This is a genomic window from Marinobacter antarcticus (genome assembly GCF_900142385.1).
In the GTDB taxonomy this organism is placed as follows: Bacteria; Pseudomonadota; Gammaproteobacteria; order Pseudomonadales; family Oleiphilaceae; genus Marinobacter; species Marinobacter antarcticus.
The window spans coordinates 2,414,058-2,431,840 of sequence record NZ_FRAQ01000001.1 but is presented as its reverse complement, the minus strand read 5'-3'; the positions used below and the strand labels follow the sequence as shown (position 1 = coordinate 2,431,840).

Below are 17,783 nucleotides of genomic sequence, written 5' to 3'. Positions count from 1 at the left end.
AACTAATTCAACTTATTCAGGCTGGCGGATAACACCGCCAACTTTCACCCAGTAGACGAAGCCCGGCTAAGAATACCCACTCACCGCACCATATAACCCGCTGTTATATTGAATCAGCCATTTATTCTTTCGACCGTTCCGAAGCCGCTGTACGCCAAAAAAAGGGGGGGTGAAAATCCGGCTTTTTTGACCCCATACCCTGCTGAAATTCGCTATTTCCCCACGCAATAGGGATATTATGTCTCTAGTGTGTCTATTTCAAAGCCTTGTTATATATAAGTTTTGTTCACTCGTTGATATACTGTGCATCAATAGGTGCATCATACAGAGCATATACCAAAGGATTACCGCCGGATTATGGCAGCAAAGCAGATCCCCGAAAAATACGCCCCCGGCTATCTGGACAACCTGGATGGTCGCCTAGCAGTGGCTACGATTATGCGGGAGCGGTATCGCGCCTTTACGGATGATCTGGGGGGCGCTGATCGCTTGAGCTATGCCCAGCGGAGTCTAGTGGAGCGGGCTTTATGGCTTGAGTATTGGCTGGCAGAGCAGGAACAGGCGCTCGCCAAGGGGCAAGAATTCGATGTAAGCCGCTGGACGCAAGCCGCCAACAGCCTGCAAGGCATACTCAGCAAGCTGGGACTAGACCGCCAGGCTAAGGACGTGCCAGACCTTGCCAGCTTCATTAATTCGAGGTCTGCCAAGTGATTACCATACGCGACTTGATGACAGACCCCGCGCTATTCGGTGAACAGTTCGGTGGTGATAGTTTCAAGGCGTGGCGCACGCTGCTGGCAGGCTTTTACGGCTTGCCGTTGTCTGATGATGAGCTACCCCACTGGCAGGAACTAACAGGCCGTGAGAGCGCCCCAGAGGCCGCACACGATGAGCTTTATATGGTCATTGGGAGGCGAGGCGGAAAGAGTCAGGCCGCTGCCCTGCTGGCTGTGTTTCATGCCTGTTTTATGGACTACTCAGACCGGCTAAGTCTTGGTGAGGTTGCAACGGTTCTTTGCCTTGCCGCTGATCGAAAGCAAGCCCGCGCCGTGTTCCGGTATATAACCGGCCTGATGAACGCTAACCCCATGCTGCAAAGGTTGATCGTTAAGGAATCAGCGGAAACCCTGGAACTGTCAAACCGTACTATCATCGAAGTAGGCACGGCTTCATTCAGGGCAACTCGTGGCTATACGTTCGCGGCTGTTCTTGCTGATGAGATCGCCTTTTGGCGGGCAGAGGATAGCGCCAACCCAGACCATGAGATCCTGAACGCCGTTCGCCCCGGCCTTGCCACACTGGATGGCCCGCTGATCGCCCTCAGTAGTCCATACAGCCGCCGTGGCGCTCTCTGGGATGCTCACCGCCGTTACCATGGGCAGGAAGGCCCGATTCTGGTGGCTCAGGCTCCAACGCTCACCATGAACCCCTCGCTGCCCCTCAGGATCGTTGAACAGGCGTATGAGCGCGACCCCGTGGCCGCTGCTGCTGAATATGGGGCGCAATTCCGCTCAGATATTGAAGCATTTATCACACGGGAAATGGTGGACGCTTGCACCCGTGGCAACCCGCTGATGATACCGCCACAACGGCCCCACGTTGTCCGGCAATACGTTGGTTTTGTGGACGTCGCAGGCGGGGGCGCTGATGAGTACACGCTGGCAATCGCACACCGTGAGGGTGATCTGATAATCACTGACGCCGTGTTTGCAGAGCGCGGCAACCCCGCTGCAATAACAGCACGTTATGCCGCAATCCTGAAGGAATACCGGATCGCTAACCTAATGGGTGACAGATACGCGGCTGAATGGCCCCGGCAGGAATACCGCCAGCATAAAATCAATATGGAACCGTCACCCCTGACCCGCTCAGAGCTGTTTTTAGAGCTTTTGCCCATGCTCCAAACAGGCCGCGTAGAGCTAACCCCAGATCATAAAACCGTCGTTCAATTAGCCAACCTTGAGCGCCGGACAAGCCGCGCAGGTAAGGATTCAATAGACCATCCCCCAGGCGGACACGATGACCGCGCTAATGCTGTGGCTGGTGCTGTCTGGATGGCGAAAAACGGAATAAATCAGCCTATGCCTAACATTCCCGTAACTTTTGCTCACTAAATTAAAGAGGTAATTGATATGCCAATCAGAACAGACCTTCAGATTAAAGATGGCGCTATTCACGTCCGCGATAACGAACAGACCGGGCCTGATGCGCGCCGGAAGTTGCCCAAACTTGAGGGAACCGACCTGCTCAGTTCTGGCGAATTCGGGAAAACTTGGCAGCGTGAAGCTGGCGAGCATTCCAACGATGCGGCGCTGAATGCTTTAAGCGAGAGTCAGAAGGCTATCTCCAAAACCTTCAAATCGTATTCCGAGATCCGGGAGCGCCAAAACCCAGAGCAGACCCAGGCCAGTCACTTGAGCAGTATGGCAGGCGATTTTGATAAAGCTCTGAACGGGTTGGCAAAGCGTTTTGACCGCGCCAACGATGCGGCAAAAGCCCGTCTAGCAAGCCTTGAAACAGAGTTTCGAGATTCGGTTAAGTGGCGCGAACAGGATTCCTCTGAGTTGCGGGCTGTCTTGCGTGGAATGGCTCCGGCAGACCGGCAGGAAATTGTGGGTAACGCGATTGAATCCGGCGATGGGCAGGTTTTAGCGGCTGTTCTCGGAGCGCATCCGACACTTTCAGGCATGAATTCAGATCAGCAGGCCAGCACCAGATCGCGCGCGATGCACAAGCACCGCCCCGACCTTCGCAAGCTAGAACTATCGCTTCAAAAAGCATCCGAACGAACGCGGCAGTCTTATCTGGATCTGTTGGAAAAGTCGGACGCTATCACCGCTGGAGACCTTCGGAGGGAGTTCCAAAAGGCGGCTTTTGAGGCGGCAGAGGCGAGAAAAAAAGCGGCTGAGAACTATTGATTCATGGGTGCGGCAGAGTCCATTGACGACGGCATGGATGCCGGTTTGGGTGAAAGGCGACTGTGGGCTGAAGCTCTGAAGCTGATGCTTTTTGATGCGCGCCACCACTGGCGGGGGCAGGCGGCCCAGGGGATCAACCGTAACAGTTACCATCTTGAGGCCGCTTTCGATGACCTGGTGAGGTGCGGGCCAATGTTGCGGCATTGCTGTGGCTTTCTGGATCTTGAGCCGGACTGGCTAAGTGAGGGCTTTATTCGGTGGTGTGAAGGCCGTGATGTGACAGCGTAGTTTTATTTCGTTATGTTCATCGACGACATAAAATTATTGCTTAACGAAAAGGACTCACATGAAAAAGTTAGGGATATTCGGGGCGGTGGTTCTATCGGTGGGACTTGCAGGGTGTCAATCACCGATGCAGGACATGATGAACAACAACTTCGTTGCTATAGATCCTGAGAGTGTACCAGAGAGCCTTGTGGGTACTTGGACTGGAAGTATGGGGCCATATTTAGTCAGTTTAAAATGGATGGCTGACGGTCGTGGCCTTTTCTGTTCGTCGTATGGTACTGCTAACTACATCCAAAAAATCAAATATTCGCAAGGCGAAATCCTTATTCAGGACGGCACAAAGCTGAAAATAAGGGATCACACGACTGAATCAATGACAGTCTATGCCCCTTATTTTGTGGGCAAGGAGTCTTTGCTTTATGCCGATTCGAACTTTCAAAATGCGTCAGTTTACTGTGCTAACGCGCTAGAAACTAATTAGCTTAGATTTAACCATGCCTAGACTAACTGCATTGATCGGATGATCTGGTACCCCGTAATGGGGCGCCGGTCTCTCCCTGACAGTCACACCACTAGGCAGGTGGCGCGACCGCTAGGCAAATCCATGCGAGCGGCTTAAAAATGGTGCTCCGGGCCGGACTCGAACCGGCACGACCTATCGGTCATCAGATTTTAAGTCTGAAGTGTCTACCTATTCCACCACCGGAGCGTTTCTTTTTAGCTGATGCACCAGTGATGCACCAGTTTTTTTGAACCTTATAAACTACTGATTTTATTTAACTTTAACCAGAATTAAAATGATTTTAAGTCTCTTGTGTCTACCTATTCCACCACCGGAGCATTCGGGGAGGTTTTGAGGGCAGGAATTGTATAAGGGCTTGGGTAATAACGCAATTCAAAACGCCGTCAGTTAGCAGTGCTGACGGCGTCTGGGGGCTACTTGCTGACAAGTCCGGGATTTTCTCCGTAGTTGTCGTGATCACCCAGGCGCTTGCCGTTTACTTCCTTGCCATAGAGACCATCATGGTTGTGGAAGGTTTTGACGGTGCTGTCCAGCGAATCCTGACTGCGGCGGCGAGGGTCCTGGGGGCGTTCGTGGCCGTTTACGAAAGCGGCCAGGTCCCAGGCATCCTGATCACTCAGGGAGTTGGGCTTGCCCAGTGGCATGTTGGCTTTGATAAAGCCGGCAGCGGTATTTACACGGTGCATACCTGCGCCCCAGTTGTAAGCTCCATCACCCCATAGAGGCGGGAAAACTACCTGCCCTGCTACTTGCTGGCCGCTGCCGTCATCTCCGTGGCACATAGCGCATTGCGCGGTGTAAAGCTTGGCTCCGCGCTCCCGATCATAGCCGCCTTCCGGCTTTTCAAGCTTTGCGTAGCCTCGGCCAGGCAAGGCCTGGTTGATGGGCGCGCCAGTTGACAGCCAGTGAAAATAGGTTTCCAGTGCTACCAGAGTGTCATCGCCAGACTCAGGGGGGATGCCGTTCATGGAGTAAGTAAAACAACCCTGGATGCGTTCACTCAGGGTATTAACCTTGTCATTTTTACCCCGGTACGCGGGGTACATACCAAAAGCTGCCCACATGGGTGCAGAGCTGGCCAATCGGCCGGCGTCCAGGTGACAGTTGACGCAGTTCTGGCCGTTAAACACGTTCTTGCCAAGCAACTGCTGCGTATTTACGAACAGGTCGCGCCCTTGGCGTACCATGTCACCATACTGGTTGTTGGGTATATCCCGCTCTTGGGGCGGTTTAAAGGTGACCTGGCCCTCAGGTGCCGCTGGCAGCGGTTTCTGATAATCCACTTCAGGTGCCGCTGCGTTAACCAGCGTAGACACAGCCAAAATGGACAAGGAGCTGGCGACAACCGATAGCGATGATTTCCAAAGGTTCATTAGCGGCTCTCCTTTGCTTTGGCCTGCACAGACAGTTGCTCTGGCAGTGTTGCGTAATATTCGGTTATCGCTGAGATCTGTTGTTCGCTCAGGCGTTCAGCAATGCCCTTCATCAGCTGGTTTGGGTCGTTATTGCGACTGCCGGTACGCCAGGCTATCAGTTGTGCTTTCAGGTAACTGGCATGCTGTCCCGAGAGAGCCGGGAACGAATTGCCTACGCCCATTCCGTTAGGGCCATGGCACTGGTTACAGGCCGGAATGTCGTTGCCCCAGTCACCACGAATTGCCAGCCATTCGCCCTGGTTGTCAGGGTCTGGCGTCTTTTGAAGAACGGCTGAAACCGGCGACGCAAGGCTCTGATAGTAAGCTGCTACCGCCTGAATATCGCTTTCGGATAACGCGGAAGCAAAGGGTTGCATGATCGGATTTTTGCGCGCACCGCTGGTGTAGTCATGAAGTTGCTTGCCGAAGTAACCGGCATGAAGGCCCGCGATGTCCGGAAAACCGGCAGCACTGTTACCCTTCCCTTTCGGTCCGTGACAAGTAACACAAGCCAAAGCGCCCGCACCATTGCCCTGTGTTGCAATGGTTTCTCCGCGCGCTTTATCTCCGGCTGCAGCTACCACACCCGTATTCAACACAACGGTAGATGCAAACAGAAATAAAGCAGTTCTCATCGTTTTTATCATAGGTGTACTCCTGACTCTGGCATTTACACGCTGAATTGCTTAGCTGGATTTCCGTGCGATCCCTTTATAAATATAGCCGGCTATTTTCGGGGCGTTGGGGATGTAGAGGTTTTCCAACTCTTTCAGCTCAAATCCTGCATGGCGGATCAGGTCTGCAATATGGCGGTTCAGGTGGCAACCACCGGATAGCTTTTTCCAGCCAGGTGTAATTCGATGTTGCCACTTGCGGGTATTTTCGTGGGGTGCTTCGCCATGCTCGAGAAACAGGAGCTCCCCTCCCGGCTTCAGTACCCGTTTCATCTGCAGCAGCGCAGCATTCCAATCGGGTATGGTACATAGCGTAAAGGTAAGCAGAATCGTGTCCACACTATTATCATCCAGAGGGATTTTTTCTCCCGGCAGCCCCAGCCATTCTATGTGTATCGGCGAGCGCTTCAGATTGGGTAGCGCTTTGCGCCGCATACCCTCAGAAGGTTCAAGGCCGTAGATCATCTCAACGGTTTCCGGGTTATAGAATTCCAGGTTAATGCCCGAGCCCATCCCCACTTCCAGCACGCGGCCTTTGGCGAGCGGCACAATCTGGCTGCGCAACTTCATAACCTGGCCCATGGAACAGGCGCGATCTATGAGGTGTGGTAGAATTCGTTCTTCGTAAAAGCTCATGCTTTTCACCATTATTATTTAAATCGATAGGTGCGACAATCTGCCCTATCGGTTTTGCTACCGTATCCAGTAGCATGACCTTTATCTGCCGGTAATAACAATATAACAATTCAAGCTAAGGCAGCGGCTGAACGAGTGCGCTGTGCTCGTTTATTGTAATGATAATATTACCGGAGGGTTCCTATGGAACTTGATCCTCTCATCCTATCGCGAATTCAGTTCGCGTTTGTCGTGTCATTTCACGCCATTTTTCCGGTGTTTACCATCGGTCTCGCCTCGTATATCGCCGTACTCGAGGGCCTTTCGTACAAAACGAAGAATCCGGTTTGGATTACGCTGTCTTCATTCTGGACCAAGGTGTTTGCCGTGGTCTTTGGGATGGGTGTTGTATCGGGCATTGTCATGTCGTTCCAGTTTGGAACTAACTGGAGCAACTTTGCTCAGGCCTCGGCCAACTTCCTCGGCCCCATGTTGAGCTATGAAGTTATTACGGCCTTCTTCCTTGAGGCAGCTTTCCTGGGCGTGCTTCTATTCGGGCGAGATCGCGTTCCCCCGGGTGTTCACCTGTTCGCCGCGATCATGGTGGCTACCGGTACCTTTATTTCTGCGTTCTGGATTCTCTCCGCCAACAGTTGGATGCAGACACCTGCCGGCACTGTGCTGCGAGACGGCGTGTTTCACGTAACTTCCTGGACTGAGGCGATCTTCAACCCGTCATTCCAATACCGTTTTACCCATAAGGTTATTGCATCCTTCCTTACCGGAGGTTTTGTAGTCGCTGGTGTAAGTGCATGGTACCTGCTGAAGGGCCGTGAAGTAGAAGCCAACCGCAAGGCGCTTTCCATGTGCCTTTGGCTGCTGCTGATCCTCGCACCCGCACAGCTGGTTGTCGGTGACTTTCACGGGATTAACACCCTTGAGCACCAACCCGCCAAAGTATCGGCAATGGAAGGTAACTGGGAAACCTCCCGGAACGTTCCTCTGCTGCTGTTCGCGATTCCGGATCAGGAAAACCAGACTAACCTGTTTGAAATCGGCATTCCCGGCCTCGCCAGTCTTATTTTGACTCACGACTGGAATGGCGAAGTACCTGGTCTTAAAGAGGTTTCGGTGGAAGAACAGCCACCTGTGGCCATTGTGTTCTGGTCGTTCCGGGTTATGGTCGGCCTCGGGTTACTGATGATTCTGTTCGCATTCATTGGGCTGGTTCTGCGTGCGGGCGATCGCTACTGGCACTCTCGCTGGTTCCTTCAGGGCATGCGCTTTATGAGCATTACGCCTTTCATTGCGGTACTTGCCGGCTGGTTTGTCACTGAGATTGGTCGCGCGCCCTGGCTTGTGTACGGCATGATGACCCAGGCGGAAGCCGTAACGCCGTCGCTGACTGGCGGTATGGCGCTATTCACACTGATTGGTTACGTGGTGGTTTACTCACTGGTGTTCTCTGCCGGTTTGTACTACCTGATGCGTGTGCTCTATGTAGGGCTTGAGGATAATTATGACGATGAGCCCGACGAATCCGACCGACCCATGCGGCCGCTGTCTGCCAGCCATGTGCCCTTTGAAATGGACGAATACTCAAAATCCAATCCAGCCAGGCAGGGAGATCACTGATTATGGAAATGTTTGATCTTACGCTGATTTGGGCATTTATCATCGGTTTTGGCGTCATCATGTATGTGTTGATGGACGGCTTCGATCTGGGCGTGGGAATCCTGTTCCCCTTCGCCCCATCGGAGCAGGATCGCGACACGATGATGAATTCTGTAGCGCCGGTATGGGATGGCAACGAAACCTGGCTAGTGCTTGGCGGTGCAGGGCTTCTGGGAGCATTTCCGCTGGTCTACAGCATTTTGCTGCCGGCGCTGTACATCGGTGTTTTCCTGATGCTATCCGGCCTTATTTTCCGTGGCATTGCGTTTGAGTTTCGCTTCAAGGCGCGCACCTCGCGTTATCTGTGGAACTGGGCTTTTGCCGGAGGCTCGACCTTGGCCGCGTTTGCCCAAGGCGTAGTTGTAGGCACTTACATTCAGGGCTACGAAACTGCAAATGGCGTATTCACAGGCGGTGCTCTGGACTGGCTCACACCCTTTACAGTACTGACCGGCCTGGGGCTGTTAGCGGGTTATGCGCTGCTGGGCTCGACCTGGCTGATCATGAAAACCGAGGGACGGCTTCAGGAATGGGCTTACAAAATCACGCTGCCTCTGCTGGCAGCAGTGCTGGTGGTCTTCGGTATTATCAGCGTGTGGACACCGTTCATCGACGATATGGTGCGTGACCGCTGGTTCAGTAACCTGAGCGTGATCTGGGTGCTGCCTGTACTGTCCTTGTTGTGTGCCTTTCAGATTTTTCGATCGGTCCGAAACCGGTTTGAAGGCATGCCATTTGTAGCTACGATGGGGCTGTTTATAACGACCTATTTGGGACTGATTGTCAGCCGCTGGCCCTACCTTATACCGCCCGACTATACCTTGTGGGACGCAGCTTCGGCTTACAACTCCCAGATGTTCCTGCTGATAGGCTTGCTGATAGTGATTCCTTTTGTACTGGTTTACACGGCCTGGACCTACTGGGTTTTCCGGGGCAAGGTAAGAGCTGGCGAGGGTTATCATTAAGTGACTGAAACGCGGGTCGAGAGCGGCGCTGTCAGGCGTTGGCTCTCGGAGCTTGCCAGCGGCAATCGGCGCTGGATTCAGGGCACGGTTGCGACCGGTATCCTTGCAGGCATAGCTACCATCATCCAGATGGTATTTCTTGCGCGGATTGTTCACCTTGGTGTTGTTGAGCAAGCGCCGGCCTCAGTGCTGGCGCCTCTCTTTGCAGGGCTTGTACTTGCTATAGTTTTTCGCGCGATTGCTCAGGGCGTTCAGACCCACCTCGCGGCAAGATGCAGTGAACAGGTGCGCCGTGCTGCCCGCCGGCAGATTCACCGGCACTGGCGCAACAGCGGTCCTCTGGCACTGGGGCAAACCTCTGCAGGCAGCCTGGCACGGGAGTGGATTGACCACGTCGAAGCGCTGCATGGTTACTTTGCCCGCTTTCTCCCCCAGATGATGCTTTCCCTTGTGGTTCCTCTACTGATCCTGGTGCTAGTGTTCTATCTCGACTGGCTCGCAGGCATTTTCCTGCTTCTGTCTGCGCCGCTGATCCCCTTGTTTATGGCCCTTGTGGGCATGGGCGCGGAGAAGCTTAATCAGCAACACTTCGAGACGATCAGCCGGCTGTCTGGCCAATTCCTGGATAAGGTTCGAGGGCTGACTACTCTGCAGCTCTTCGGGCAAACTGATAGCGCCGCAGAGCTGATCCAGCAGCGGTCAGATCATTACCGCAGGATTACGCTGAAAACCCTGCGTATCGCATTTTTGTCGTCGGCGGTTTTGGAGTTTTTCGCTTCCGTGGCCATCGCTGTCATCGCCATTTATATCGGCTTTGGTCTGCTGGGGTATATCTCCTATGGGCCATCTTCAGATTTGACGCTTTTTTCCGGCCTTTTGATTCTGCTGCTTGCTCCGGAATTTTTTCAGCCGTTGCGCACACTCTCCCAGTACTATCATGACCGCGCAGCAGCTCTAGGCGCTGGCGCGGAGATTCTGGCAAGGCTTGGTGATCAAGAGTCAGCCAGCTCCGCCGGAAGCGCCGACCACGATGTTGACACTGAGCCTTTAACCACTGAGTCAGTCACGGACAGTGAAACAATTGGGCTGAACTCTGTGTCACTGGCTTTTCGCTCAGGCCACGAGGTTCTGAACTGTGTATCACTGGCTATCCGTAAAGGTGATGTTATCGCCCTGACTGGCCCCTCAGGGGGTGGTAAATCCACGCTATTACATCTTCTGGCGGGCTTCCTTACGCCGGACAGCGGCGATATTCATCTGTTTGGTAAGCCGGCGGGTAGCTTTGCCTTTGGCTGGCTTGGCCAGAGCGGTTTTCTCGTTCACGGCACCTGGGCGGACAACCTCCGGCTTACCAGTCCGGACGTATCCGATGTGGCTATCGAAACCGCGCTGCGGAACGTTGGTCTCGGCCCCCTGCTGGACAGCCGGGAGGACGGCATTTTCAGCAAGGTTTCAGAAGATGGCCAGGGGCTTTCCGGTGGCCAGGCCCGCCGCCTCAGCCTGGCCCGAATTTTCGTGGCCGATTACGCCGTTATACTTCTGGATGAGCCGACTGCCGGTCTCGACAGCGATAGCGAAATCTTTGTGCTTGAAGCTCTGCGCAAGCTTGCGCTGGCCGGCAAGACACTGATCTTTTCCACCCATCATCATGCTCTCCTGGCTCTCGCCAATCGAGTGTTGCTGGTTTCTGGCGGGGAGGTTAAGGATGTCTGAACTAAAACCCTGGCTTAAGCTGATCTATGCGCGCCCCGGGAGACTTTTTGTCGGTGCCTTGCTGATGCTGGCTACCCTGCTCTCCGGGCTTGGGCTACTGGCTCTCTCGGGCTGGTTTATCACTGAAACAGCGCTGGTAGGCATTCTTCTGGCGGCCAGTTTACCGGCCACCATCAATCTGTATGTGCCTGGTGGCGGCATACGGTTCTTTGCCGTATCCCGCACAGTTTCCCGTTATGTGGAGCGTCTGTATAACCACGATACCGTGCTGAGGCTGTTAACGGATATTCGAGTGGCGCTGTTTCGCAAACTCGCCTCTGCTGGACGAGGCCAGAGGCGCGAGCTGACGGGCGCTCAGTGGCTCTCACGGCTGACCAACGATGTTGACGCACTTGATACTCTGTACCTGCGCCTGATCGCTCCGGCCGCCCTGGCGGCTTTCGTCTCGCTGCTCGTATTTGTTCTGACAGCGGTGCTCTTCGATATCCAGATTGCCGCCGGGATCGGCCTGATACTCGGGGCAGCTTTTTTGCTCGCGACAATGGCCACTTATGTGCGAACTGTAAAGATTACCTCCCTCCAGAGTGATCAGCAGGAATCTCTGCGAACTGCGGTTATTGAACACCTTGAAGGCTTTGCTGAACTTACGGCCGCCGGTCGTACCGGTAAACACGGTGCATGGCTCCTGCGCCAGGCGCAACGGTCTTCATCTGAGCAGGTAAAGGCAGATTCCCGCATTGGCTGGCATCAGGCGGGTTCGAATTTGCTGATTAACCTGTCTGCGGCGTTTGCGCTGTGGGCCGGTTTTGAGTTGTTTCGCTCGGGGATAATTTCCGGGCCGGTTCTGGTTTTACTGCCTATCGCTTTGCTCGGGCTTGCAGAAGTCTACAGCATGTTGCCCGACGCCTTCGGCAAGCTGGGGGCCACACAGGCCTCTGCTGCACGTCTGAACCGCGACTGCCGGGAGGCTGACTCCCAAGGTGTTTCAGAGGCCATTAACTTGCCTGCGGAAAGCGCCCTGATGGTGAAGGATATTGCGGTAAAGTACCCAGACCACGCGCCGCTTATTACGCACTTTGACCTGAATGTAAAAACCGGCGAACGAGTGGGCATTCTCGGGCATTCCGGGAGCGGAAAGTCGTCGCTTGCGGATGCTTTCTCGGGGCTTCTGATTCCTTCAAACGGAGCTTGTGCAAGCCTTCCATGTGCCTATCTCACTCAGAAAACGGTGTTGTTTGAAGATACTTTGCGGGCAAACCTGCTGCTGGGGTCGCCCCATGCAAGTGAAGCAGAACTCTGGCGTATTCTGGAGATGGTTGATCTGGCTGAACGGTTCATTTCAGAACCGGATCAGTTGGATACATGGCTGGGAAGTTCGGGCAGTCGGCTTTCCGGCGGCGAGGCACGACGTGTTGCCCTTGCCCGGGTGCTTCTGAGCCCTGCCCCGCTGCTGATACTGGATGAGCCGTTTACCGGGGTTGATACGGCAACGAGAGAAAAGATCACCCGACAAATTGATGCCTGGCTGGAAGGCAGAACGGTGATTAGTCTGGCACACGGGCCGGATGCTCTTCCGGGCACCGACCGTGTAGTTCAGCTCAGGAGTTAAAGCTGCGCTTTAGCGGGTTTCAACCACCTCGAACGTCAGCCCTGCTTTGCTGGTCAGGCGCTCCATCAATTTGCCGTCCAGCACTGACGCCGGCGTCCAGAAACCACCCGGCTGATCCGCCGGGATGTCGAATGCCAGGCACATGCCGGCTTCGCCAAGCATTTTGCTGGTAGAGCCGTAGCCCGGATCGGCATCACCCGTCACTTTCGTGATCATGGTTCTGCCGTCCTGGGTGCGCCCTACAAAGCGCAGATCATAGAACCCTGCCTTCTGAGCTTCCGGATCCGGACCTTCACCCGGCTGGGGTACAAACTTTTCAACCAGCCAGCGCGTGGGCTTGATAGCAGATGCGGTAAAGAAGCCTGCCAGTGCGGCCGTAATACCGTAAGCCGTCAGACGGCCTTTGGTGCCACTGCCAGTCATCATGGCCTCATCGTAGGTGAATTCTTTACCGTAACGGGCGTTCTGCATCGCGTTGGAGCGGTGCACTACACGCGTATTGATTGCTCCCATAACAAACGGCGCCAGCCATACGTTAAATGTCTTATCGAATTCGGCGCCTTTCAAACTTGGCTGGCGCACCTTTGAACGATGCTCCGGCGGGCAAATAGAGAACGGGTTGGCCAGTTCCTTACGCAGTTTCGGGTCGGCTGCGGCTTCTTTTACCACGTTAATCATTGAGGCAACCGTGCCGCCTGAAATACCGCCTTTGGCGACTTTCACGCGCATACGCACATCCTGGCAGGGCTCGCCAAACGTCTTTTCTGCCTGTTGCTGCAGGAACCAGACGCCCATATCCGAAGGGATGGAGTCAAAACCACAGCAGTGCACAATCCGCGCCCCGGATTTTTTCGCCTGGTCTTCATAACGCTCCACCATACGGCGAATCCACTGCACTTCCCCGGTCAGGTCGCAGTAGTCGGTGCCGGCAGCCACGCAGGCTTTTATCAGCGGCTCACCGAACAAGGCATAGGGCCCAACTGTGGAGATAACAACGCGGGTTTGTTCACACAGAGTCTTCAGGGCCACGTCATCTGTTGCATCTGCGAGGATAACCGGCAATTCGCCAGCACCGGTTCCCAGGTCCGTCTTGATGGTATTGAGCTTGGTTTCCGAGCGACCCGCAATAGCCCACTTGACTTCACCGCCCACTCCGTAAGATTCAAACAGATAGCGCGTAAGTATCTGGCCAACGAAGCTGGTGGCACCGAAGACAACAAGGTCGTAGGTAGTTTCTGTTGGTTTAGTCATTGCCTGTCCCTTTTCATGGTGTATCCATTGAAATTCTGGCGCGTGTCAAAGAGCGCTGAGGTATTGTAGTAGTCGATCTTAACAGGTTTGAACCTGCGTTCTAACTTCACACTGATCGCCATGTTGACGTCGTCACGGCCAATCGCACAACCCCGTGTATGAGGCACACTGCCTGATACCGATTAAACGAATTCCCGGAGATATGAATTGGCTACCTTCCTCCTGATATTCAGTTTGCTTCTCGCCGTTTTCAGCGGTTTTCTGTGCTGGCAAGTCATGGAACAGCGTAAACTCATCGCCCGGATGATGGCCCAGACTGCGGAGAACGATGAGATGTCATCTCGGGAGAAAGAACCAGATCTATTGCTTACGCTGAAGGTGCTTGATCCGATTGCTGTAGCGAAGCGTGAATCCCGGTCTGCCCGGGTTCTGGCAGACAAACTCCCTGTGATGGTTCGCAAAATGGTTTACCAGGGGGTAATGAAAGAGCTGGAAGAAGAGATGGTGGAGCGAGGAATCGACGTGGAAATGCACATTGAATATCGCTAGGAGAAGTGCTCTGTGACTATTCAACTTGCCCTTGCACTTCTTTTGCTAGTGATCGCATCCGGTGGCTTGTGCTACACATTCTGGCAACTTCAGCGCTCCAGAATTCTGATACGGGTATTGAACTCACAGCGCATCGCAAATAGCAGTGCTATTCAGAAAAGCAGAATGGATTTTTATGAGGTGCGCAACCGGGCCAAGCTTCTTGAAGACACGGTATCCGGCGGTGCCAGCGCAGTCGAAAAAATGCACCGGGCTATCTCCAATACAACGTTCAGCCTGGTCGATCACTTTTCAAAAGACGATGCGTTTCGGCAGAACGCCCGCAAAGCCCGTAAAACTCATGACCAGACCAGCAAACAGGTTTACCACGCGGTGCGCACCACCAATAGAGCGATTCACATCCTGGCTGACACTCTGTTTATCAGTAAGGCCGAAAAACGGGCCACATTGGAAAAAGGTACGCAAGAAAAGCCGTCAGAAAAAGATCAATAGGAAGAAGCGACCCGTCAGTCTTTTTTGATGCGCTGGATTGTCGCATCTACCGTAACAGTTAATGATTCAAGTTCTGCAGCACGGGCCAGACCTTCCGCATTGGCGCGATAGAGATGCGGTGTCATGGCCAGCAGATCGGCAATCGAGTTCTTGTCGGGAAGCGTCAGGTTATAGCGAACAAGAGATGAATCCAGGTTTGAGAAGCCATCGGGCGCGCTTCCCTCAGCTTGCCGAGGCTCTTTCAGCTCCGGATAAATGATTTCGCGAAGCTCCCGCAGGTGGTCTGGCCCAGCATCCACCTGAATAATCTCACCACCGGGCCTGAGCACCCGGGCGAACTCCTGGTACACGGGAAAGCCGAACAGACACAGTATACGATCCAGCGTTTCCGGTAGCACAGGCAGGTTGGCATTACTCCCCACCACCCATGCAGGATTCTTATCCTGTCTAGCCGCAGATAGCACGGCCCATTTGGAAATATCCAACCCAATCAAGGCGAGGTTTGTGGCTTCCGGTGCGTTACGGGCAAGGTGGCGCAGGTAATACCCCTCCCCGCATCCAGCATCCAGGCAGCTTATAGACAATTCGCTGGAACCTTCAGGGAATACGGCCCGGCTTAGCGCTATTGCTATCGGCTGATAAAATCCTGCATTCAGGAAACGCTGACGCGCCGCAACCATCTCTTTGTTGTCGCCCGGATCTTTAGAGCGTTTGTTCTGTACAGGTAGCAGGTGAACATAACCCTGGCGGGCAATATCGAAACTATGGCCAGCATCGCACTGCCAGCTCCTGCCGCTTACCTGCAACGCAGAACCGTCGAGCGGGCAAGCAAGAGCATCAAACGGGCTGATGGTCATTGAGATGTATCCTTGGTGACAGAGCGGGTACAGGCTCACAGTTTATGGTTCTGCAACAAAAAAGACACCCGAAGGTGCCTTTTTTGAAGTCTGAGAGAAAGTTACAGAACTTTCTTCAGCTCTTCTTCAAACTGCGGTACTGCCTCGAACAGATCCGCTACCAGGCCATAATCGGCTACCTGGAAAATCGGCGCTTCTTCATCCTTGTTGATCGCAACGATCACCTTGGAATCGGACATGCCGGCCAGGTGCTGAATAGCACCGGAGATGCCTACCGCTACGTACAGCTGCGGTGCAACAATCTTACCGGTCTGGCCTACCTGCATATCGTTCGGAACAAAGCCTGCGTCGACAGCGGCACGGGATGCACCCATACCGGCCCCGAGCAGATCAGCAACCTGCTCCAGCATCTTGAAGTTTTCACCGTTCTGCATGCCCCGGCCACCTGAGATGACAATATCGGCACTGGCCAGATCCGGGCGGTCAGACTTGGCTTTCTGTTCGCTCACAAAAGCTGAGATGCCTGCGTCTTTCACAATGTCCAGCTGCTCTACAGAAGCAGAGCCACCTTCAGCGGCGACCGGATCAAAACCCGTCGGGCGCACGGTGATCACCTTGATGCTGTCGCTGGCCTTAACCGTTGCGATGGCGTTACCGGCGTAGATCGGACGAACAAAGGTGTCTTCAGACTCGACGCGGATAATGTCGGATACCTGGGCAACGTCCAGCAGCGCAGCAACGCGCGGCATGAAATCCTTACCCGTGGTCCCGGCAGCGGCCAGAATATGGCTGTAGCCCTTACCCAGTTCAGCAACCAGCTCACCCAGGTTCTCACCCAGAAAGTGGCCATAAACTGCGTTGTCTGCAACCAGAACCTTTGCAACGCCTTCGGCCTTGGCTGCTGCTTCTGCAACGGCACCACAGTTTTCGCCGGCAACCAATACATCAATATCGCCGCCGATGGCTTTGGCAGCCGCTACAACACTCAGGGTCGCCTGCTTCAGGCTGCTGTTGTCGTGTTCAGCAATTACAAGGATGCTCATCAGATCACCTTCGCTTCGTTCTTCAGTTTATCGACCAGCTCGGCAACATCAGCCACTTTTACACCTGCCTGGCGAGAAGCCGGTGCTTCAACTTTCAGAGTGGACAGGCGCGACGTGATTTCAACACCCAGGTCAGCCGGGTTCATGATATCGAGAGGCTTTTTCTTGGCCTTCATGATGTTTGGCAAAGACGCGTAGCGCGGCTCGTTCAAACGCAGATCTGTGGTTACTACCGCAGGCAAGTTCAGGGAAACGGTCATCAGACCACCGTCTACCTCACGGGTAACATTCACTTTGTCGCCATCAACAACGACTTCTGAAGCGAACGTGCCCTGAGCCATACCGGTCAGCGCAGCCAGCATCTGGCCAGTCTGGTTGTTATCAGAATCGATGGACTGTTTACCGAGAATGACGAGTTTCGGCTCTTCTTTCTCAACAACGGCCTTAAGTAACTTGGCCGCTTCAAGAGATTGAACTTCCTCGTCGGTCTCAACGTGGATCCCACGGTCAGCACCCAGCGCCAGAGCAGTACGGATTTGCTCCTGACAGGCCTTGGGGCCAATGGAAACCACCACGATTTCGCTGGCAACACCCTTTTCTTTCAGGCGAACCGCTTCTTCAACAGCGATTTCGCAGAACGGGTTCATTGCCATTTTGACGTTGGCGAGATCAACACCAGTGTTATCCGGCTTGACGCGCACCTTTACGTTGTAGTCGATTACTCGTTTTACAGCGACCAGAACCTTCATAGATTCCTCGTTCTTCTACGATGGGTTAATGACTCTCAATCAAAACTGCTCTCAGGCCAGCCCGGTGTGGGCGGGTTACAGAGCATTCTTGATTGCTGCGTTTCGGCAAGATACCGGGATTATGGGTATTCAGGCCGAACGTTACAAACAGCGGCCTCGCACAGGGGCCATCCGTCACGGCGGACTTATACTGCAGGCAAAGATTAAGTGGGTCAATAGCCCATAGACGCGCTAAGCCCGCTTCCTGAGCCAGTCAGCCGTTACTGCACCTGCTGTTGAATGCGTTAATACACGGAATCACTGGTTCAGCGCACTGAATTACAGAGCAAACCTACAATGCCAAAGCTTTGCTCAGATTTCAAACAAACGTTTGTTTGATTCTTTAAATACGTTATCCTCAAGTGAATGAAACTGGAGTATTCGGCTGTGGATAGTCGTCTGAGAATGC

The 17,783-nt window shown here is 53.9% G+C and carries 18 protein-coding genes and 1 tRNA gene; 11 read left to right on the top strand and 8 right to left on the bottom strand.

Translation table 11 applies throughout. The features are described from left to right. Positions 1-357: 357 nt before the first annotated feature. Genes BUA49_RS11365 through BUA49_RS11345 form a run of 5 tightly spaced genes read left to right on the top strand, consistent with a single transcriptional unit; the run spans position 358 to position 3,687 of the window. Complete coding sequence (locus tag BUA49_RS11365; protein WP_072797511.1) at positions 358-711, top strand: hypothetical protein; 354 nt, start codon at positions 358-360, stop codon at positions 709-711. Beyond that, positions 708-2,114: a hypothetical protein gene (locus BUA49_RS11360; protein ID WP_175547570.1), complete on the top strand. Its 1,407-nt coding sequence runs from the start codon at positions 708-710 to the stop codon at positions 2,112-2,114. Before BUA49_RS11365 ends, BUA49_RS11360 begins: the two co-directional genes overlap by 4 nt. A gap of 18 nt (positions 2,115-2,132) precedes the next feature. After that, positions 2,133-2,918: a hypothetical protein gene (locus BUA49_RS11355; protein ID WP_072797510.1), complete on the top strand. Its 786-nt coding sequence runs from the start codon at positions 2,133-2,135 to the stop codon at positions 2,916-2,918. Between the two features lie 3 nt (positions 2,919-2,921). After that, positions 2,922-3,206, top strand: a complete 285-nt coding sequence (locus BUA49_RS11350) for a hypothetical protein (protein WP_072797509.1) — start codon at positions 2,922-2,924, stop codon at positions 3,204-3,206. A gap of 58 nt (positions 3,207-3,264) precedes the next feature. Beyond that, on the top strand, positions 3,265-3,687 hold the full coding sequence (locus BUA49_RS11345; protein WP_072797508.1) for a J517_1871 family lipoprotein: 423 nt from the start codon (positions 3,265-3,267) through the stop codon (positions 3,685-3,687). A gap of 141 nt (positions 3,688-3,828) precedes the next feature. On the opposite strand, the gene BUA49_RS11340 is transcribed toward BUA49_RS11345, so the two are convergent. From BUA49_RS11340 to BUA49_RS11325, 4 genes are all read right to left on the bottom strand, one after another. Beyond that, positions 3,829-3,915, bottom strand: a tRNA-Leu gene (locus BUA49_RS11340). A 227-nt stretch (positions 3,916-4,142) separates the two neighbouring features. Beyond that, the gene (locus BUA49_RS11335; RefSeq protein ID WP_072797507.1) at positions 4,143-5,102 is read right to left on the bottom strand and encodes a c-type cytochrome; all 960 of its coding nucleotides are present in this window, start codon (positions 5,100-5,102) and stop codon (positions 4,143-4,145) included. Further along, positions 5,102-5,791 carry a c-type cytochrome gene (locus BUA49_RS11330; RefSeq protein ID WP_072797506.1) on the bottom strand — a complete coding sequence of 230 codons (690 nt, stop codon included), beginning with the start codon at positions 5,789-5,791 and terminating at the stop codon, positions 5,102-5,104. Before BUA49_RS11330 ends, BUA49_RS11335 begins: the two co-directional genes overlap by 1 nt. Before the next feature lie 39 nt (positions 5,792-5,830). Further along, complete coding sequence (locus BUA49_RS11325; RefSeq protein ID WP_072797505.1) at positions 5,831-6,454, bottom strand: class I SAM-dependent methyltransferase; 624 nt, start codon at positions 6,452-6,454, stop codon at positions 5,831-5,833. 183 nt (positions 6,455-6,637) lie between these two features. Between BUA49_RS11325 and BUA49_RS11320 the strand changes: the two genes are divergently transcribed. The 4 genes from BUA49_RS11320 to cydC are packed head-to-tail and all read left to right on the top strand — an operon-like array spanning position 6,638 to position 12,394. After that, a complete protein-coding gene (locus BUA49_RS11320; RefSeq protein ID WP_072797504.1) occupies positions 6,638-8,068 on the top strand; it encodes a cytochrome ubiquinol oxidase subunit I in 1,431 nt (476 codons plus the stop codon). Positions 8,069-8,070: 2 nt separating this feature from the next. Then, positions 8,071-9,072 carry a cytochrome d ubiquinol oxidase subunit II gene (cydB, locus tag BUA49_RS11315; RefSeq protein ID WP_072797503.1) on the top strand — a complete coding sequence of 334 codons (1,002 nt, stop codon included), beginning with the start codon at positions 8,071-8,073 and terminating at the stop codon, positions 9,070-9,072. Beyond that, positions 9,073-10,785: a thiol reductant ABC exporter subunit CydD gene (cydD, locus tag BUA49_RS11310; protein ID WP_072797502.1), complete on the top strand. Its 1,713-nt coding sequence runs from the start codon at positions 9,073-9,075 to the stop codon at positions 10,783-10,785. It begins immediately after the preceding gene. Then, a complete protein-coding gene (gene cydC, locus BUA49_RS11305) occupies positions 10,778-12,394 on the top strand; it encodes a thiol reductant ABC exporter subunit CydC (protein WP_072797501.1) in 1,617 nt (538 codons plus the stop codon). Before cydD ends, cydC begins: the two co-directional genes overlap by 8 nt. Before the next feature lie 9 nt (positions 12,395-12,403). On the opposite strand, the gene BUA49_RS11300 is transcribed toward cydC, so the two are convergent. Further along, positions 12,404-13,645 (bottom strand): saccharopine dehydrogenase family protein, encoded by a 1,242-nt coding sequence (locus BUA49_RS11300; RefSeq protein ID WP_072797500.1) that lies wholly within the window; start codon positions 13,643-13,645, stop codon positions 12,404-12,406. Positions 13,646-13,852: 207 nt separating this feature from the next. Here BUA49_RS11300 and BUA49_RS11295 point away from each other — a divergent pair, with 207 nt between their 5' ends. Both BUA49_RS11295 and BUA49_RS11290 read left to right on the top strand, forming a co-directional pair. Next, entirely contained in the window at positions 13,853-14,194 is a 342-nt protein-coding gene (locus tag BUA49_RS11295) for a hypothetical protein (protein WP_072797499.1), read from the top strand. A gap of 12 nt (positions 14,195-14,206) precedes the next feature. Further along, positions 14,207-14,686, top strand: a complete 480-nt coding sequence (locus BUA49_RS11290; RefSeq protein ID WP_228704452.1) for a hypothetical protein — start codon at positions 14,207-14,209, stop codon at positions 14,684-14,686. A 14-nt stretch (positions 14,687-14,700) separates the two neighbouring features. Here the strand turns inward: BUA49_RS11290 and BUA49_RS11285 are convergent, their stop codons facing one another. The 3 genes from BUA49_RS11285 to BUA49_RS11275 all read right to left on the bottom strand — a co-directional run bounded on the left by BUA49_RS11285 (position 14,701) and on the right by BUA49_RS11275 (position 17,335). Next, entirely contained in the window at positions 14,701-15,543 is an 843-nt protein-coding gene (locus BUA49_RS11285) for a putative RNA methyltransferase (RefSeq protein WP_072797498.1), read from the bottom strand. 101 nt (positions 15,544-15,644) lie between these two features. After that, on the bottom strand, positions 15,645-16,586 hold the full coding sequence (locus BUA49_RS11280; RefSeq protein WP_072797497.1) for an electron transfer flavoprotein subunit alpha/FixB family protein: 942 nt from the start codon (positions 16,584-16,586) through the stop codon (positions 15,645-15,647). Then, positions 16,586-17,335 (bottom strand): electron transfer flavoprotein subunit beta/FixA family protein, encoded by a 750-nt coding sequence (locus BUA49_RS11275; RefSeq protein ID WP_072797496.1) that lies wholly within the window; start codon positions 17,333-17,335, stop codon positions 16,586-16,588. The genes BUA49_RS11280 and BUA49_RS11275 overlap by 1 nt, the downstream gene beginning before the upstream one ends. Between the last annotated feature and the right edge of the window lie 448 nt (positions 17,336-17,783).

Excerpts from the sequence above, each read along its gene's own strand:
- BUA49_RS11365 (WP_072797511.1), top strand. The coding sequence starts at position 358 with ATGGCAGCAAAGCAGATCCCCGAAAAATACGCCCCCGGCTATCTGGAC.
- BUA49_RS11355 (WP_072797510.1), top strand. The coding sequence starts at position 2,133 with ATGCCAATCAGAACAGACCTTCAGATTAAAGATGGCGCTATTCACGTC.
- BUA49_RS11350 (WP_072797509.1), top strand. The coding sequence starts at position 2,922 with ATGGGTGCGGCAGAGTCCATTGACGACGGCATGGATGCCGGTTTGGGT.
- BUA49_RS11345 (WP_072797508.1), top strand. The coding sequence starts at position 3,265 with ATGAAAAAGTTAGGGATATTCGGGGCGGTGGTTCTATCGGTGGGACTT.
- BUA49_RS11335 (WP_072797507.1), bottom strand. The coding sequence starts at position 5,102 with ATGAACCTTTGGAAATCATCGCTATCGGTTGTCGCCAGCTCCTTGTCC.
- BUA49_RS11330 (WP_072797506.1), bottom strand. The coding sequence starts at position 5,791 with ATGATAAAAACGATGAGAACTGCTTTATTTCTGTTTGCATCTACCGTT.
- BUA49_RS11325 (WP_072797505.1), bottom strand. The coding sequence starts at position 6,454 with ATGAGCTTTTACGAAGAACGAATTCTACCACACCTCATAGATCGCGCC.
- BUA49_RS11320 (WP_072797504.1), top strand. The coding sequence starts at position 6,638 with ATGGAACTTGATCCTCTCATCCTATCGCGAATTCAGTTCGCGTTTGTC.
- cydB (WP_072797503.1), top strand. The coding sequence starts at position 8,071 with ATGGAAATGTTTGATCTTACGCTGATTTGGGCATTTATCATCGGTTTT.
- cydC (WP_072797501.1), top strand. The coding sequence starts at position 10,778 with ATGTCTGAACTAAAACCCTGGCTTAAGCTGATCTATGCGCGCCCCGGG.
- BUA49_RS11300 (WP_072797500.1), bottom strand. The coding sequence starts at position 13,645 with ATGACTAAACCAACAGAAACTACCTACGACCTTGTTGTCTTCGGTGCC.
- BUA49_RS11285 (WP_072797498.1), bottom strand. The coding sequence starts at position 15,543 with ATGACCATCAGCCCGTTTGATGCTCTTGCTTGCCCGCTCGACGGTTCT.
- BUA49_RS11280 (WP_072797497.1), bottom strand. The coding sequence starts at position 16,586 with ATGAGCATCCTTGTAATTGCTGAACACGACAACAGCAGCCTGAAGCAG.
- BUA49_RS11275 (WP_072797496.1), bottom strand. The coding sequence starts at position 17,335 with ATGAAGGTTCTGGTCGCTGTAAAACGAGTAATCGACTACAACGTAAAG.